Raw genomic sequence first — 15,579 nt, 5'->3', positions numbered from 1 at the left:
ATTCCGTTCCAGCACGGGGGAAGGTTTCCGCTTGGATACAAAGTCAGGGTTTTGGTTTTTGTCTTTTTCCACGACCCTTCAAATGGTATGGATATAGTCATTAACCGAGGTTCTGCCATGTGCATCACCAGACAGCACTAAATGGGGGGAGGCAAAAGGAAAAATGTTACGAAACCCACCAATAGACTGGAAATTCGAATCAAATAAACTCTTCCAGGTGAAGACCTTGAGACGATGATTCCCATGTAATAGTAAGACACAACGAGAGAAATTACAAGAAGGCTTTGTTCAAGAATAACTCTGACTGGAAGAAATTCCGGAATAAACACATTAAAAAGCCTTAAAGCGAATGCAATCACCCCATAAAACGCAGCAGGTCTGAAATATTTTACAGAATCTTCCGTTACAGTTATATTTGACCGCAGGATCATTTTCAAAAGACCCAATGGGACAATCAAAAACGCCATACCCCTAATCGTATAACCAACACTTGAAATCAAAAATAACAGCAGTGCTCCAGCCCACCCGGATCCAAAGCCCCACACTGTAAAGGACAATATTTGGGGCAGACAAAACATCCAAGAATAAAAGGAAATCCTCAGCAAGGTTCTACCTAGTTGGGACATTTAATCACTCTCCACGATTTTATCAAGCCTGTAGAGAACCGGTAACACCATGAACAGGCAAAACCATCCAAGGATTGGTTTTATCCGTCCACCAATCAAAGCCGGGAAGTACGCGAGGATAATACCAATGACCAAAAGCCCCACAAGCTTTGTAATGCTTCTGTCTGAGTTTTTTCTTTCATGGAAGCCCATTCTGGTCTTAAACCTTTCATATACAAGAGACAGAATTAATATCACTGAAACAACGACGAGGGGAATCACCACAGCGTAAATAATTCCTTCCCCGATCTCCCAGGTATCCCATTTACCCAAGGTGGCTTCAATCAGTCCGACAATAGCAATAAAAGAGTAAATATAGAAAAACCTCAAAAGTTTCATAAATCTCACCCCACGTACACAAAGGCTATGTCCGCGTTGACCCCAGTTTCAATTATCGAGACTACAAGACCTGCAAAGTTAGACTTCAACGCCAAGTTCTTTAGGGCACTTAGAGTGAACTTTGTACCGAGAGACTCGACGAGCTTTTTAATGCCATAAAAACTCGCCGCAAGCTTTGTAGTGTCTCCGAACGATGACATGGAAGTTCCCAAAGTACCAACTATCGTCCACCCCCGCTTTGTGAATTTCGCAGGGATTCTGACTCCGACCTTCCAAGTCAACCAGCCTTTCTTCTTGAAGTGGAACGTGTTCTTCTTGTCCCCAATCCACGGGCCAAGATACTCCACCTTTTTGTACTCATTGGAGAGTATCTTTTTTCCCTCCAAATCGGTTGCCTCTTTCAGATTTACATCAGCGCTTTCAGGGAACAAAGGCCGCAACTTCAAGCACTTCACCTTCCCAAGTCTTCAACAGGTATAAAATCCAAGTCCTTAAAAGTTTTTCTATTAAAGTAGTAAATTACAAACCAAGAGAAAAAAAAGATTTTAACAGTCAAAACACAATCCAATTTGACGAAAACAAGTTGAGTAAAAGAGATCCACACAAAACCCCAAAGGCGTTGAAAAACCAAACTCAGAACTCCACCACCCACCTGATCGCGTGCGGGACTTTTTCCGCAACCTCCAGTGCGGTGAAGTTCTCGCCGAGCCCTTCCTTCACCATGTCCCCGGCGAGGCCGTTGATGAAGGCTCCAGCGGAAGCCGCCCTTAAAGGTTCGTTGCCGAGGGCGAGCAGAGCGCCGACGAGGCCCGCCAAGACGTCCCCGGTCCCGCCGGTGGTCATGCCCCTGTTGCCAGTCCGGTTGTACTTCCATGCCGTTCCATCGCTGATGACGTCGTAGGCACCTTTGAGCAGGATAACGCCGCCAACCTCGCCGGCCTTCACCCTCACGAGCTCCGCCTTTTCCTGGAAGGAACCTTCGGGCTTCACGCCAAAGAGAACCCCGAACTCGCCCGCGTGGGGCGTCAGAACGAAGGTTTTACCTCCAAGAACGCTCAAGTCCCCGGCTATGGCCTTCAGGCCGTCCGCATCAATCACCATCGGCTTTTCGCAGCGCCTAACGAACCTCCTCACGAACTCCTTCGTCTCCTCCGCGAGACCGATTCCCGGGCCGATGACGACGGCGTCGGCCTTTTCGGCTATGCCCAGGAGTTCTTCAACGTGCCCCGGCGAGAAGTTCTTCCCTTCGACCAGCCTGAGGATCAGGTCGGGGTCGGTTATGCGCCTCGCCGGATACTCGGGCATAGCCAGGTAAACCAGGTCCACGAGATAAGATGCCGCCCTTGCCGCAAGGTAGGGCGCGCCGTAGTAGTCTCCGCTCCCGCCTATGATGAGTAGCTTTCCGTTCTGACCCTTGTGCTCGCCCCGCTTTTTCAGCGCGAACTTCACATCACCGGGGCCGACGATGTGGTAGAGCTCCTTCGGATAGCCTATCTTAACCACAACGCGCTCGAAGCCCTCATATTCCTCCTTGTCCCACTGGAAGGTCACCGCGAAGTCCGCTTTAATCCTGATCTCGCCCGGATAGCCGCTCGGGAGGTCAACGCTGACTATCTTGGCCCTTCCGGCGTACTCGTTTATCTTCTCGATGGCCGAGCGGATCGGCTCGCGCGGCTCGCCCCTCGTGCCGGCTCCGAGGAGAGCGTCAACGATGACGTCAAAACCGCTCAGGTCGAGGGACCTTATGTAGGTGGAATCCTTGAGAACCCGGATTTTCACGAAGTCCAGGCCCTTGAGTATCTCCCAGTTGTGCCTTGCCTCCTCGCTCCTTATCTTGGCCTCGTCCCCAACCAGGAAGAGGGTAACGTCGTTGTCGAAGCTGAGATGCCGGGCAGCAACGAAGCCATCGCCGCCGTTGTTGCCGGTTCCGGAGAAAACGGCTATCTTGAGCCCTTTACCAAACCTCTCCTCAATCACCCTTGCAACCCCTGCGCCGGCGTTCTCCATAAGCTGGTGAGGAGTTATGCCAAGCCACTTAGCGTTGATATCCCAGATGTAGACATCTTCGATGCGCATGAGTATCACCGGCATGGGTTGATGAAAGTTGATAAAAACTTCACCCCGGGGCCTTCAAGGCCCGCCTGTAGGTCTCTTCAGAATAAAGCACCAGGCAAACCCTCCTAACGTTCTTCGCTTCCTTCGAGAACTCCTCTACGGTCTCCCTGAACGTCCTCACGACCTCCTCCAGCGGGCAGCCGTAGATGCCAGCGCTTACGGCCGGGAAGGCTATGGTTTTGACACCGAGCTCGTCGGCCTTTTTCAGCGCGCCGAGTATTGCCTTTCTAAGCTTTTCCTTCCTCTCACCGTCCCAGACTCCGCCGCAGTAGGGACCAACGGTATGGATGACGTACCTGATTCCGTATTGCTCCAGCCTCAACGCAGGTGTTACAACGACCTCGCCGTGTTCTATTGAGCTTTTTCCGAGCTGCTCCCTCATCGCCTCCTTGCTTATCCTGATGTACTCGCGGGCGTCTCCAGCGGCGGCCCTGGCTATCGCGTAGGCGACACCACCGCCGTGCTCAAGGTATTTGTTGGCGGCGTTGACTATGACTTCGGCTGGAAAACGGGTTATGTCCCCGCGGACGATCTCAAAGGAGACCATTGGGCCCACCGTTTCATCTAATCCCTTAAGGACTTAAGAGCTTTGCCGGGCTGGCTAATCGAGGAGCTTGCGGAGTATCTTCCTCTCCCGCTCATCCAGAAAGGAATCGTCCCCCACTATAACGATGGTTGCATTGTGGAGCAAAGCGTAGTCCCTCATCGTTGCCAGGAATTTGATAACCGCGGGGAATCCATTCTCAAGGATTAGATACTCAAGGCCGTCGATAACGATGACCGGGCGCTTTCCGTGCTCGTTGGCCCTTTTCATGAATTTAACAGCGATGTCGAGTATCTTGGGAAGGTTGGTGGGCGAAATTCCCCCATCAGAAACCTTGGTTATCCAGAACCAGTTAGGGAACTCTCTATTCTGCCTTGAAAATACCAGAGCACCCTCAAAGATATCCTCTGAAACGGACCCGAGCATGACCACCCCTGGCTTCAGCTCGGTCTTTACATCCATCACCTCAAACTCGCCGATGAATGAACTATCGAGGAAGGTCTTTATTGAAACGTAGGAGAGGACAAAGGCCAAGAGCGCCTCAACCAGGCCAACGTAGGAATTGGAAAAGTAGTAACCCCTGAGGAATGAAGTGGCGGCAAAGAGAATTTCAAGGAGTCCCATTAGCCTCAAATCGCCGTTCCCAGTAAGGATTAAGTAAATCCCCGAGAACATTACACTCGCCGAGAGAACGGCGAAGGAAGCTATAGAATGTTCAGGAAACAGGAAGATCAACCCCGCTATAGGGATAACGGAGAAGTACCTAAGCTCCCGAGAATATCTAAGAGGGCACAGGAGCTCATCCGAGGCCCTTATGTTCCCAAGCCAAATAAGGAATGCGAAGAAGGCGAGGCCAACCGCGTATACTGATTCCCCTGGGACGAAGAAATGTATCGAAAGGCTGAACCACGCCAGTGCGTAGTAAACGAGCGCCTTCCGTCCCGTAAGGTGATAATTATAGAATAGTAAAACGTACGATACAAGGAACGCCGCGCCAAAAATCAGCTCGATCATCCCAGCTCACCGGCTATAGTTTCTATTCACGTGCCTCCAGCTCGAAGTCAGTATTTTTCCTCAAGCATTAAAATCTTTCCGTTGTGACTCTTGCCATTCAGCAACCCCCCGAAGGGGACATACTCTGATCCTCCAGCCACCTTTGGAGCGGAAACAACACGTCGGCAATTACTTTACAAAAATGTTAGTTTCTGACCTCCATCCCATACCGAAGGGCAAGTTTTCAAGGAAAAAGATAACCACGCGCAAACTCGAACGCGGTTTTTGAAAGGACTCAGGACAACACCATCCCCTCAAAGGCGAAAGAACACATGATACATCTCCAAGTGGAACTATTTTTCAATAATCTTTTCAATGCAGTATTAATCAGAAAGATATTTAAGGGTTTCGACTTTAAGGGGTCATTGGGAAGTTTGCCGCATCCTCCAGAAGAATGAGAATTTCAAAAGGGAAGATGTAAGTGATGCCCCATGAAAGCGTTTGAAGCCCTGGCGGAAGCCATTACATCCATTTCCGAGGACAAAAAGCTATGGAGGTACCCCGTTGCGGCGTCGGGGATAGCCGGTGCGCTCATGGCCATCTCCGGACTCGATTCAAATGTGGAGCTGGTAACATACAGTCCCGATTTCAGCATCGGCATCGCGGTTCTGCTCGTCCTTATAGCCCTGCTCATCAGACTCACAGTCCTCTACTACCCCACCAGGGCATTCTACCATCACAAAAAGGGCATACCCTTCGAGGAGCCAGCCCTCATAAAGGAGTCCGTGACAGGAGGGATAATGGTCCTCCTGGTGGGCATCGTTTATGGAATCGTCATCCTCATAGCCGGCGGCCTCATGCTCTTCCCCGCGATACTGGCGTACTACGCCCTCTCCGGAACAACGAAGTACGTGATAGCGGGACTGCTTGGACTGCCTCCTGCGATCTTCCTGATGGGGATAATCACCATGATGCTTCCGGCGTACATATGGACCAAGGATTTCGGGGAAGGGCTGGGAATAATCGGAACCACACTGGACAACGCCAGGGAGGTTTTCGTCTTCGGGGCCCTGATGGGGGCCGTTATCATTGGCATCGGGGCCGCGGCCGGGGGACTTGTTTTCATGACCTCCCTCGTTGCCAGAGGCTTCACTGGAGCGCTGGTGGCGGGCCTGCTTGATGGCCTCATAACTGGCCTCGCGAGCGTTCTCTCAGCCATCGCTGGGGCGGCGATGTACAGAGCGCTCAGGACATGGAGAGAAAAGAAGGTAAACCTCGACCCGGACTGGCTGGCGAGTCTCTGAGCTAAGCCAGCTTTTCTATCGTTTTTTCGGCCTCATCAATTATCTTCTCCTCATCCAGCGTGAGGACCTCGCGGTCGAGCATGAGGATTTTTCCATCGACTATCGTGGTCTCGACGTCGTTGCCGCTGGCCGAGTAAACGAGGTGGCTGATTACATTGTTGATAGGCCTCAGGTGGGGCCGGTTGAAGTGCACAATGACTATATCAGCCAGATAGCCCTCTTTTATTACCCCCGCGTTGAGGCGTAGCGCCTTTGCACCGTTGAGGGTTGCCATACTGAATACCGTCTTTGCATCGGCAACCGTCGGATCGAGGTTGTGGACCTTGTGGAGTAAAGCCGCCAGCTTCATCTCGTCGAGCATGTCGAGGTTGTTGTTGCTCGCACTCCCATCGGTGCCGAGGCCGACGTTTACGCCCGCGTTGAGGAGCCTCTGGAGGGGCATAACACCGCTCGCGAGCTTCATGTTGCTGGCTGGGTTATGGGCGACGGTGACGCCGTGCCTCGCGAGAATCTGAATGTCCCTGCTGTCGAGCCAGACGCCGTGTGCTATTATCACGTCGTTTCCGAGGAAGCCGGCATCATCGAGAAGAACAACGGGGCTCTTGCCGTATCTCTCCTGAATTTTTCCCAGCTCCGCCATCGTCTCGCTGACGTGAATCGTTATCAGCTTCCCGTGCTCGTTTGCCAGCTTCCTTACTTCCTTCAGCAGAGCAATCGAGCAGGTGTAGGGAGCGTGGGGGCCAAAGACGAAGTGAACGCGCTCCGAGTTGAGCTTCTCGATGAACTCCATCGTGCGGAGGGCCTCTTTTATCTCCTTCTCGGTCTTCTCGGGGTCGCCGAGGTCTATCATACCATAGGAGAGGTAGCCCCTCAGGCCAGACTCAAGAACCGCCTCGGCAACGGCGTCCATTTGAAAATACATGTCAAGAAAAGTCGTCGTTCCTGTCTTAATCATCTCAAGGGCACCGAGGTAGGCACCGGCCTTGATGTGCTCGCGAGTTAGCTTTGCCTCCCTCGGCCAGATGTGCTTCTCAAGCCACTCCATCAGCGGCAGATCGTCGGCCAGACCGCGGAAGAGGCCCATCGGCGAGTGAGTGTGAAGGTTCACGAAGCCGGGAGAAACGACTTTTCCCTTGGCGTCGATGACCGTGTCAGCGGCCTCGTTTATTTCCTTAGCAACCTTGACAATGCGATTTCCCTCGATGAGGACATCAGCCTTTACCACTTCAAAGTTCTCGCCGTAGATAACGTGACCGTTCTTGATGAGAATGCTCATATCCACCACCCCATTTTAAAGGGTTGTGTTTCCGGTGGAAGTTAAAAAGGTGTCGGAGAAGAGAAAAGCCTCAGATGGGAACCCAGAGGCTCCAGGAGTATGGGTCGAACTCGTTGTAGTGGTCCCAGATGCTCGCGTAGCCGCTCTCGACGAGCCACTCATTGACGTTCAGGGCGTAGCCGTAGTACCAGAAGGGGAGGTAAACCACCGCGACCACGCGGCCGTAGCGGTCGGTTCCATAGATGTCATCGACGTCGAGGTAGACGTAGCGGCCGTACGTATCGAGGAGCCACTCCAAAGCTGCCTTCGATTCCTTGCCTTCATCGGTGTATATCTCGGGCGCGTTTATGTCGGCGAAGCGGACCTTGAAGGTTTCCCCGGCTTTGTAGCCGTAGTAGGAGTGGAACCACACGGTGTCGCCATCGACCACCTTGGTAACGTAGCCGTAGGCCTGGAACTCGTAGGCGCTGGCAAAACTTAATGCTGAAACCATTAAGAGCACTATTGTTATTAAAAATACTTCCCTATCCATTAAAGGTCACCACAGACCATTAAAAAAACCAGTATAAAATCTTTACTCCCCAACTTTTCAGGAAACATAGAAAGATATCTCAGTAGAGTCCAAACGCTCTTCACCAGAAACAAACACAGTTTCATAAAAGAGAAACGGGCATGATCCAAAAATAAACGTACGCTATTTTACCACCTCAATCGTCTTGTACTCCACCACAATCGTCAGTCCGGCTTGTTTTATTGTGATTATCTCCGGCAGTTTTCCGTTGAGTTCAACCTCGTAGGTTGGCATCCCTTCAGTCTTCGGCTTGAGAAGCAAGATGTCTCCTTGCCGCTTGACGTTGAAGGAGTCAAGATTGTTCAGTATTGCAACGAAGGGGTCGAGAGCGTTGACGTCATCAAGTGTGGCGTTTAAGAAAAACGTCCCGTTCGCCGTTATGACTTTCTGAGTGTTGTTTTCAATAACAACCTTCTGAACCGGTGACCCGTTTATATAATCAGCTCGGGCGATTTTGTCAGGCTTTATAAAGGTTACATAACTCTCAAAGGTTTGATTGCCAATTTTAACCACCTCATGGGCCGTGAAAGAGTCAATAGAGTGCCAGTAGGAGAGAACATCTTCTGTTGAGTGGTAGGTAGATATGCAACCACTCGCCAAAACCATCAGAATGACAGACAACCATGCCTTTCTCATACCCCATTCCCCCACGTTTCCAAATGTACAAGGGTGTAATAACTAATTCTTAATCCCCCTGTATCCCGTTATCTCCTCTCGGCACAGGAGCAACATGAACACTCCTAACACAAATGAAATAAAAGGAAACCCGTAAAATATCAAACCGGAGAGGATTACAGAGGTTACAAGACATACAAGACTCATTCTGAGAACCCCCAGCACCCACACTAAGAAAACCGTGAGACCGGAGAGGAGGTAAAGGGGACCCCTTGGAACGAGGCGGCCGTGAAGAAGATACAAGTTCAGAAATAGGGTTGAAATGATAACAACAATCCAGTCAAGCCTGCGCTTAGGTTCCTCCGGGAGAAACATTACGAACATTAAGAACAACGCAACAATAACTACTCCAATCACATAAATGAAAGAGTCCTCCCTAACCGCTGCATAAAGCAGTCCCAAAAGAGAGGACAGGAGTATTAACTGGTCACGTCTGTGAGTATTCTTAATTTTCCACGTTGCCAATACAGGGATTATGAAAAAGAAAACGGCATAAACCAAGAGCTCTCCCAAATCCATGTCGTCCCCCTCACTCTATTACGATTATCCCGAGTTCAAGTAGTTTACGACACAACTGCTCAACCCCCCGTTCACAGATATTTTGCTCAATTTTGAGCAGATCCTTAATCGCCCAGCATAGAATCACGCAGACGCCCTTGCCAACAAATCCCGGTGCAAAAATACACGAAGCAAGGCATCCGGGCAGGCCTTCTTCACATAGATGGGACGCAACCCACTTACACGCCTTCATAAACGTATCATGAGGAATACGTAGCTTGTAACCTGCAGGAGTAATGTCTCCTGTTTTTAGTACTCTAACAGTCCTCTTAACGACAGTGCCATTCTCCAAAGAGAGGATAGTGACACTCTTTCCAGTATTTATACCCACTGCAAGACTCTCCCCAGAGGGTTCCTTAATCAGAACCAGTTCACCCTCATTACTCCCAGCAAGGGAGATTTCCACGACCTCAATCGTAACATTGTCGTGCCAAATCAGAAAAACTCGGGCATTGTGATACTTTGGTATTAGCGTAGTGTTGTTCAGCTGTGTTAGTAATCGTACTGAGTCCTTCGAATTAAATACTTCAAGTGCCTTAAAGTAAGCTACCGGACCCTTCAGTTCCTGCACCCGAAGATCCCTCGGCAGGCTCACGTTCCCTGAACAACAAGGACAGTTTAGAGTGGTGGGAACATTCGGAGTTGACTTTGGCGCAACATCAGACGCCGCCATAGCGGAGCTGATGGTCAAGCCCAGCACGAGGAAGACGACCACCACGGCAAGGAACCGCCTCACGAGTATCACCAGCATTAATGAAGACAAAATCATATTTAAATCTTACGCTTTACCATTGCATCATTGTTTTTTTTCAAGGGGTCATAAAAAAGATTACTTGAAGAGTATTTGGCTGACCACAGAGCAGACTATATAAGGAGAAAAGAAAGACAATTCAAAAGAGTAATTCCAAAAACTCAAACAAACATGCTCTTCAGCACGTCGGCGCAGCCGCACTTCCTCTCCTCGGGAATCCTAGGAATGGCCTTCTTAAGCAACTCCTGAACCTTGTAGTTGTTCTCGGCCATAACGCGGAGGACTTCCTGCGCATCAACCGGCTTGTCGGCCCAGACGTCGTAGTCGGTGACGGTCGCTATGTTGGCGTAGCACATGCCCAGCTCGCGCGCGAGGTTTATCTCCGGGACGAGGGTCATTCCTATTATGTGGGCGTACTGCCTGAACATGAAGCTCTCGGCCCTCGTTGAGAACCTCGGGCCCTCGATGCAGACGTAGGTGCCCTTCTCGTGGACCGGGAAGCCGAGCTCCTTGGCAGTTTCGTAGAAAATCCTCCTCATCTCGGGACAGAAGGGGTCGGCCATGCTCACGTGGGCAACCCTCGGGCCGTTGTAGAAGGTGTAGTCCCTCTTCTTGGTGAAGTCTATGAACTGGTCGGTTATGACGATGTCGCCCGGCCTGTACTCCTCGCGGAGCGAGCCGACGGCGGTAACTCCGATAACCCTCTCGACGCCGAGCTCCTTGAGGGCCCAGATGTTAGCGCGGTAGGGAACCTCGTGGGGCGGGAACTCGTGGTGCTTGCCGTGGCGCGGTATGAAGGCGACCTCGACGCCCTCTACCTCCCCGATTTCCACTGGAGCCGAAGGCCTGCCGTAGGGAGTGTGGACCTTCACCGTTTCCTTCGGCTCGAAGACGCCGTAGACGCCGGAACCTCCTATGATACCAATCTTTACCATAGACATCACCCTGTAAAAATAAAGCCCGAGTTATTTAAGGGTTGCTTTTCCAGTGGAAATGAAACTCGGAGTGAACTACCCCCGCCTTTCGGAAGGGGCCTTCCGCCTGAGAAGATAAAGCTTAAGGCATAGAAAAACAAAGGGACAGCAGGGGTCGGCCATGCTGGACAGCCCCGGAACTAGGTGGCTCCTCTCATGGACTCTTGCAGGAATCATCGGCTGGTTCGTAGGGACTTTCCTCATGTTCCATCTTCTCGGTTCAGGAGTCAAACCCTCAGCTGGCTGGTTTGTGGAGTTTATGACTGGCTGGATACTCGGAGGCTTCATCTGGTACGAGTGGAAGATAAAGGGGGAAATGGAGGGAAGCACCACCCGGTAGGGACGAAAATTTAATAACCTTTGGGAACTAAATCCTTCCTGGGGTGAGAGCATGGGCAACGGGAGTCCGGTCAAGATAGTGCTCCCGGAGATAAAGAATCCGATACTGATAGAGGGCTACCCCGGGATTGGATTGGTCGGCCACATAGCGGGGAACTTTCTGGCCAGAGAGCTCGGAATGGAGATGATAGGCTACGTTGAAAGCCCGTTCATACCACCGATGGCGCTCATCCTCGAAGGAAAGCCCAATCCTCCCCTCCGCTTCTACGGAAAGGACAACATCATCGTGGCGGTTGCGGACATCTATGTCCCCCCAACTCTCGTGAACGAGATAGCGAAGGAGATGGCGAACTATCTGACCGGGATGAAGGTCCAGAAGGTAATATCGATCGGGGGCATAGGCATAGGCCTCTTCAAGGAGAAGATGGACGTCTGGGGGGTCGGAGCCAGGGAGGAGCTGAACAGGGAGCTTGAAAACCTGGGAGTGAAAATCCTCCAGTACGGCTCGATAATGGGGATGAGCGGAAAGCTCCTCTGGGAGGCCAGCAGGGAAGGGCTGGACGCCTACGTTCTCCTCGGAGAGACCTTCGGGGACAGACCCGACCCGAGGGCTGCTGCAAACGTCATAGAGGTTCTGAAGAAGCTGACACCGATAGAGGTCTCAACGGAGCCCCTGCTCAAGGAGGCGGAGATGATAGAGGCCCAGCTGAGGAAGATGCATGAGCAGATGGAGCAGGCAAGGAGAAAGGCAGAGAAGCAGTATGAGAGCATATACCTGTGAGGTGAGAGCATGGAGGCGATAACCCTATCCGGAATCGCGAGACGGGTTCTTGACGAGCTTTTGAGGAGCCCGTACAAAACCCTTGAGATAAGGGGCGCGAGGAATGTTATCGCGCTCGAAAGGGCGCGCGAGCTCGGAAGGGTCTTCCTCACCTACGAGACCTTCCAGGATGTCACTGTAGGCACCGAGGGGCTCCTCGCGGAGATACTCCGCATGGAGAGCATGGAGCAGCGGATTCCCTGGGAGGAGAGCGACGAGAGGGAAGTAACCGTGTGCAGGGCGCAGGTGAGGCTCCTCGGCCTCGGCAGGATAGTTGAAGTGAAAAAGAGGAACACGGTGCTGGTCGTCAGGGTCAGGGAGATGCTGCCGCAGGAGATGGACATGGGCTAAAACAGGGTCTTCTGCCTCCCCCTGCCGAGCTTTTCCCTCTTCGGCGGCTGAACCTTCCGGAACTCAAGGCCCTCCTTTTCAAGGAGTTTTTTGGCACCAGAGGTCAGGGACGGGGCAACGAGGATTCCCCTAACGTCTCCGTGCTCCCTGGTCAAGGCTTCAACGTAGCGCTTCAGCTGGCTCACGGCGTGAAGGTCGGCCTTCCTGCGCTTCAGCTCAAGGACGACGAGGTTACCATCCCTGTCGCGGCCGAGAATGTCAACTATGCCGTGGCCGATCTGTTTCTCCCGGAAAAGGGGCTTGAAGCCGGGTTCAATCAGCTGGGGGTTATTGAATATCATCTCCGCCATCTCGGCCTCACTGCCGGTTAAAGCAAGCTCCTCGTAGTCCTCCGCCCGGAACATTGAAACGAGGTAAACCTCCTCAAGCTCAACCTCAAGTACCTCCTTCGGCTTCCTCCTCACGGAACGGAGAATTACCACCCCATCCCTTTCTTCGACGGTCACGAAGCTCCCCGGCGGCTGCCAGTTCACGGGCTCCCTCTTCCTGCTCTGGTGGATGAGAAAGGCACCGTCGGGCTTGATTATTATCACCCTGTCCCCGGAGCCGAGCTCGCTCTTCGCCCGGCCGTCGTAGTGAACTTTACAGCGGGCGAATATGGTCAGCATTGCCTCGGACGACAGGGCGGAGTCAACTATCCTCAGAAGCTCATCGCGGGAGGGGTTCTGAACGGCATCAACCTTTGACATGGAGTGAGGTAAAAGAAGAAGGGTTAAAAAACTAACTCAGTCCTCGGCGCCCTTGTCGGTTATCCTGAAGATCGCCTCTCCCTCGGGCAGGTGCGGGCTGTCTATGAGCCTGGCGACCCTCTTACCTGCCTTACCCTTCCTCAGGTAGATTCTCAGGGTCGCGCTGTGGGCCAGTATGTGGCCGCCAACCGGCCTTGTAGGGTCGCCGAAGAAGGCATCCGGCTTCGCCTGCACCTGGTTGGTGACGAAGACCGCTATGTCGTAGAGGTCGGCTATCCTGTGCAGGTCGGCGAGGTGCTTGGCCAGCTTCTGCTGCCTTTCCGCAAGCGTTCCCCTGCCGACGTACTCGCTCCTGAAGTGAGCCATGAGTGAATCAACGACCAGCAGCTTCACCGGCCTCTCTGTCTCGGCCTTCTCCTTGATTATCTCCTCGGCCCTCTCGACGAGAAGCATCTGATGGTTGCTGTTGAACGCCCTCGCAACGTAGATGTTCTTGAGCGTCTCGTCAGGGTCGAGGCCCCTGGCCTCGGCTATCTGCCTTATTCTCTCCGGCCTGAAGGTGTTCTCGGTGTCTATCCAAACGACAGAGCCGTTAAGACCGCCCTCCTCCCCAGGGAGCTGAACCATGACAGCCAGAGTGTGGGCGAGCTGGGTGTTGTGGAGAATCAGCCCATCGGGGGCTATGAAGTTGTGGGTCTCCGGCACAACCAGGTCGTAGACCCAGTCATTGTAATCGATCAGCTCGACGGACTCGACCTCGTGGAACTCAAGCTTTTTGACGGTCTCTATGAACTCTATGGCCCCGAGTGCGACCTTCCTGAGCCTGGCTATCTCCTCCAGTAGAGCGCTCACGACGCGCTCCCTAAGCTCCGGGCTCTTCGGCAGTCCGCGGGTGCGGTAGTTTGAAGCCTGCCTTTCGGTGAAGCCGTACCGCGTGAGGTTCGTCCACGGGAAGGGGAGCTCGGGCTTCTCGCCCCTGGAAAGGGCGTCCTCGGCGCGTTCAAGGGCTTCGAGGGCTCCCACAAAGTACTCCCTGATCCCCTCCAGGGTTCCCTCGGTGAACCAGACGTCGCGCTTCCTCGTCAGGATATGGTAGGCCGTCTCGCCGTCCCTCTTGGGCAGGCGGAACTCGGCGTAGAGGGAAGCAAGGTACCGGGCAACCGCCGGTGGATACCTCCCAACGCCACCCGACGGGAGGCTTCCGCCTTTGAGCAGGGACCTCGACATGACCTCCGCAAAGGTTTCCCTGTCCTCGCCGGTTATGAAGAGACGGTAGTAGGTCTCACCGTTCACCGTTTTTGTTGAAACCGATGGCGAGATGCCAAGGCGCTTAAGGAGGAAGGTCAGCCCCTCCATCAGCTCCCTGCTCTTGGTCACGAACTCAACGTGGGACTTGGAGACGTGTCCGTCGCCGTCCAGGTAGCCAGCGAGGAAGCTGACCACGGCGTCCCTGTCGCCGTTCAGCACCTCATCGGGGATGGCTTTGGTTCCGGCCGTTGAGCCGGCCAGGTTTCCAAGCCACTCGGCGGTTTTCTTCCGGAGCAGAATCCTGTAGAGGCCCCTCCTGACTTCAACCGTCGGCTCGTAGCCGTCGTGCTCCTTAATGAACCTCACAATTACATCCTTCAGCTTCTCCGAGGACGTCGTTATGGAAAGGGGATTTGCGGTACCCTCCGCAACGAAGAGGCCGAGGAAATAGGCCCTGTTCACTGGAACTGGATTGGAGTTCGCCGGCACCTCCCTGACCCCAACGACAACATCGCCGGGCGCGAGCTCCCCTGCCCTCACCCACTCAAGGCCGTTCCTGAGGGTGAGAACCGGGTGGACGGCAGTGATCTTCAGAACCCTGCCGCGGGAGAGCGCGATCTGAAGGAGCTTTTTAACCCTCTCCCTGTAAAGGTAGGCCGCCCTGGTGCGCCTGACCTCGCCGGTCCCGGGGTCGAAGGTGTAAACGCTGACCGTTTCCAGTGGAACGGCAAAGCCGGTATCCATCGGAACCTCTCCGCCGAGCCCCCGGTACTTCTCGTACATCTGCTCGATGGTCTCGAAGTGGACGAGGGTGTCGTTCTCGTAGTAAACCCTCGTGTCCTTTGCAAAGCATTTCCCGCTGCCGAACTCTCCGAAGACCTCGGTTATTGCCTGGGTCTCTATGCCTCCCCCGAGGAGCTTGTCAAGGCTCTTGCTTCCAGTGGAAATCTTACCGATGGTACTCCTCCTCTCCATGTACTCGTCGGCACGCATGAACGTACCTATGTTGGCGGCCTCCCTCGCGGCCTGGATTATCTTAAGCGCCGCACCCTCGCTTATCCCGGCAATCTCCTTGAGTTCCATTGGGGAGGCGACGGCTATGGCCTCTATGCTGTCATAACCTGCCTCACGGAGCTTTTCGGCGGTGGCAGGGCCAACACCCGGCAGATCCTCAAGGGTCTTTATCTCTTTCTCCTTCTTTTTCTTGGTTGAGCTTGATGGGGACTCCTCAACGACATCGAGCTCCTCAAACTCTTCGAGCTCTTTTATTTCATCCTCAGCCTTCTTTTTCCTCGGCATCTCACTCA

At 53.1% G+C, this 15,579-nt stretch carries 18 protein-coding genes; 4 read left to right on the top strand and 14 right to left on the bottom strand.

The window, feature by feature from the left end; genetic code table 11:
- Positions 1-137 precede the first annotated feature (137 nt).
- The 6 genes from E3E42_RS09010 to E3E42_RS08985 all read right to left on the bottom strand — a co-directional run bounded on the left by E3E42_RS09010 (position 138) and on the right by E3E42_RS08985 (position 4,677).
- Positions 138-605: a hypothetical protein gene (locus E3E42_RS09010; RefSeq protein WP_167904221.1), complete on the bottom strand. Its 468-nt coding sequence runs from the start codon at positions 603-605 to the stop codon at positions 138-140.
- 21 nt (positions 606-626) lie between these two features.
- The gene (locus E3E42_RS09005; RefSeq protein ID WP_167904219.1) at positions 627-1,004 is read right to left on the bottom strand and encodes a hypothetical protein; all 378 of its coding nucleotides are present in this window, start codon (positions 1,002-1,004) and stop codon (positions 627-629) included.
- A 5-nt stretch (positions 1,005-1,009) separates the two neighbouring features.
- The gene (locus E3E42_RS09000) at positions 1,010-1,450 is read right to left on the bottom strand and encodes a hypothetical protein (RefSeq protein WP_240913677.1); all 441 of its coding nucleotides are present in this window, start codon (positions 1,448-1,450) and stop codon (positions 1,010-1,012) included.
- Between the two features lie 187 nt (positions 1,451-1,637).
- Positions 1,638-3,080, bottom strand: a complete 1,443-nt coding sequence (locus E3E42_RS08995) for an NAD(P)H-hydrate dehydratase (protein ID WP_167904375.1) — start codon at positions 3,078-3,080, stop codon at positions 1,638-1,640.
- A gap of 40 nt (positions 3,081-3,120) precedes the next feature.
- Entirely contained in the window at positions 3,121-3,666 is a 546-nt protein-coding gene (locus E3E42_RS08990) for a [protein ADP-ribosylglutamate] hydrolase (RefSeq protein ID WP_167904374.1), read from the bottom strand.
- A 54-nt stretch (positions 3,667-3,720) separates the two neighbouring features.
- Positions 3,721-4,677 (bottom strand): DUF835 domain-containing protein, encoded by a 957-nt coding sequence (locus E3E42_RS08985; RefSeq protein WP_167904217.1) that lies wholly within the window; start codon positions 4,675-4,677, stop codon positions 3,721-3,723.
- A 470-nt stretch (positions 4,678-5,147) separates the two neighbouring features.
- Here E3E42_RS08985 and E3E42_RS08980 point away from each other — a divergent pair, with 470 nt between their 5' ends.
- Complete coding sequence (locus E3E42_RS08980; RefSeq protein ID WP_167904215.1) at positions 5,148-5,960, top strand: hypothetical protein; 813 nt, start codon at positions 5,148-5,150, stop codon at positions 5,958-5,960.
- Between the two features lies 1 nt (position 5,961).
- Here the strand turns inward: E3E42_RS08980 and E3E42_RS08975 are convergent, their stop codons facing one another.
- The 6 genes from E3E42_RS08975 to E3E42_RS08950 form a co-directional block, all read right to left on the bottom strand.
- The gene (locus E3E42_RS08975; RefSeq protein ID WP_167904213.1) at positions 5,962-7,236 is read right to left on the bottom strand and encodes an amidohydrolase family protein; all 1,275 of its coding nucleotides are present in this window, start codon (positions 7,234-7,236) and stop codon (positions 5,962-5,964) included.
- A 70-nt stretch (positions 7,237-7,306) separates the two neighbouring features.
- Positions 7,307-7,768 (bottom strand): thermonuclease family protein, encoded by a 462-nt coding sequence (locus E3E42_RS08970; protein ID WP_240913676.1) that lies wholly within the window; start codon positions 7,766-7,768, stop codon positions 7,307-7,309.
- A gap of 162 nt (positions 7,769-7,930) precedes the next feature.
- Positions 7,931-8,443 carry a hypothetical protein gene (locus E3E42_RS08965; RefSeq protein ID WP_167904211.1) on the bottom strand — a complete coding sequence of 171 codons (513 nt, stop codon included), beginning with the start codon at positions 8,441-8,443 and terminating at the stop codon, positions 7,931-7,933.
- A 42-nt stretch (positions 8,444-8,485) separates the two neighbouring features.
- Positions 8,486-9,001 (bottom strand): hypothetical protein, encoded by a 516-nt coding sequence (locus E3E42_RS08960; protein WP_167904209.1) that lies wholly within the window; start codon positions 8,999-9,001, stop codon positions 8,486-8,488.
- Positions 9,002-9,011: 10 nt separating this feature from the next.
- Positions 9,012-9,785 (bottom strand): hypothetical protein, encoded by a 774-nt coding sequence (locus E3E42_RS08955; protein ID WP_167904207.1) that lies wholly within the window; start codon positions 9,783-9,785, stop codon positions 9,012-9,014.
- A gap of 167 nt (positions 9,786-9,952) precedes the next feature.
- Positions 9,953-10,726 (bottom strand): S-methyl-5'-thioadenosine phosphorylase, encoded by a 774-nt coding sequence (locus E3E42_RS08950; RefSeq protein ID WP_167904372.1) that lies wholly within the window; start codon positions 10,724-10,726, stop codon positions 9,953-9,955.
- Between the two features lie 160 nt (positions 10,727-10,886).
- Between E3E42_RS08950 and E3E42_RS08945 the strand changes: the two genes are divergently transcribed.
- From E3E42_RS08945 to E3E42_RS08935, 3 genes are read left to right on the top strand one after another with little or no spacing between them, the layout of a single operon-like run.
- Positions 10,887-11,105, top strand: a complete 219-nt coding sequence (locus E3E42_RS08945) for a hypothetical protein (RefSeq protein ID WP_167904206.1) — start codon at positions 10,887-10,889, stop codon at positions 11,103-11,105.
- Positions 11,106-11,156: 51 nt separating this feature from the next.
- Positions 11,157-11,885 (top strand): proteasome assembly chaperone family protein, encoded by a 729-nt coding sequence (locus E3E42_RS08940; RefSeq protein WP_167904205.1) that lies wholly within the window; start codon positions 11,157-11,159, stop codon positions 11,883-11,885.
- A 9-nt stretch (positions 11,886-11,894) separates the two neighbouring features.
- Positions 11,895-12,275 (top strand): DUF473 domain-containing protein, encoded by a 381-nt coding sequence (locus E3E42_RS08935; RefSeq protein WP_167904204.1) that lies wholly within the window; start codon positions 11,895-11,897, stop codon positions 12,273-12,275.
- Here E3E42_RS08935 and nucS read toward each other — a convergent pair.
- Both nucS and radA read right to left on the bottom strand, forming a co-directional pair.
- On the bottom strand, positions 12,272-13,024 hold the full coding sequence (nucS, locus tag E3E42_RS08930) for an endonuclease NucS (RefSeq protein WP_167904203.1): 753 nt from the start codon (positions 13,022-13,024) through the stop codon (positions 12,272-12,274). The genes E3E42_RS08935 and nucS overlap by 4 nt on opposite strands.
- 36 nt (positions 13,025-13,060) lie before the next feature.
- Positions 13,061-15,571, bottom strand: coding sequence for a DNA repair and recombination protein RadA (gene radA / locus E3E42_RS08925; protein WP_167904202.1), 2,511 nt, complete (start codon positions 15,569-15,571; stop codon positions 13,061-13,063).
- Positions 15,572-15,579: the final 8 nt, after the last annotated feature.

Origin of the sequence: Thermococcus sp. JdF3, assembly GCF_012027495.1 — an archaeon.
GTDB lineage: Archaea > Methanobacteriota_B > Thermococci > Thermococcales > Thermococcaceae > Thermococcus.
The sequence above is the reverse complement of the archived record's forward strand: the minus strand, read 5'-3'. Positions and strand labels throughout refer to the sequence as shown.

Coding starts and splice junctions, on each gene's coding strand:
- E3E42_RS09005 (WP_167904219.1), bottom strand. CDS start 1,004: ATGAAACTTTTGAGGTTTTTCTATATTTACTCTTTTATTGCTATTGTC.
- E3E42_RS08995 (WP_167904375.1), bottom strand. CDS start 3,080: ATGCGCATCGAAGATGTCTACATCTGGGATATCAACGCTAAGTGGCTT.
- E3E42_RS08990 (WP_167904374.1), bottom strand. CDS start 3,666: ATGGTCTCCTTTGAGATCGTCCGCGGGGACATAACCCGTTTTCCAGCC.
- E3E42_RS08985 (WP_167904217.1), bottom strand. CDS start 4,677: ATGATCGAGCTGATTTTTGGCGCGGCGTTCCTTGTATCGTACGTTTTA.
- E3E42_RS08980 (WP_167904215.1), top strand. CDS start 5,148: ATGAAAGCGTTTGAAGCCCTGGCGGAAGCCATTACATCCATTTCCGAG.
- E3E42_RS08975 (WP_167904213.1), bottom strand. CDS start 7,236: ATGAGCATTCTCATCAAGAACGGTCACGTTATCTACGGCGAGAACTTT.
- E3E42_RS08970 (WP_240913676.1), bottom strand. CDS start 7,768: ATGGATAGGGAAGTATTTTTAATAACAATAGTGCTCTTAATGGTTTCA.
- E3E42_RS08965 (WP_167904211.1), bottom strand. CDS start 8,443: ATGAGAAAGGCATGGTTGTCTGTCATTCTGATGGTTTTGGCGAGTGGT.
- E3E42_RS08960 (WP_167904209.1), bottom strand. CDS start 9,001: ATGGATTTGGGAGAGCTCTTGGTTTATGCCGTTTTCTTTTTCATAATC.
- E3E42_RS08950 (WP_167904372.1), bottom strand. CDS start 10,726: ATGGTAAAGATTGGTATCATAGGAGGTTCCGGCGTCTACGGCGTCTTC.
- E3E42_RS08945 (WP_167904206.1), top strand. CDS start 10,887: ATGCTGGACAGCCCCGGAACTAGGTGGCTCCTCTCATGGACTCTTGCA.
- E3E42_RS08940 (WP_167904205.1), top strand. CDS start 11,157: ATGGGCAACGGGAGTCCGGTCAAGATAGTGCTCCCGGAGATAAAGAAT.
- E3E42_RS08935 (WP_167904204.1), top strand. CDS start 11,895: ATGGAGGCGATAACCCTATCCGGAATCGCGAGACGGGTTCTTGACGAG.
- nucS (WP_167904203.1), bottom strand. CDS start 13,024: ATGTCAAAGGTTGATGCCGTTCAGAACCCCTCCCGCGATGAGCTTCTG.
- radA (WP_167904202.1), bottom strand. CDS start 15,571: ATGCCGAGGAAAAAGAAGGCTGAGGATGAAATAAAAGAGCTCGAAGAG.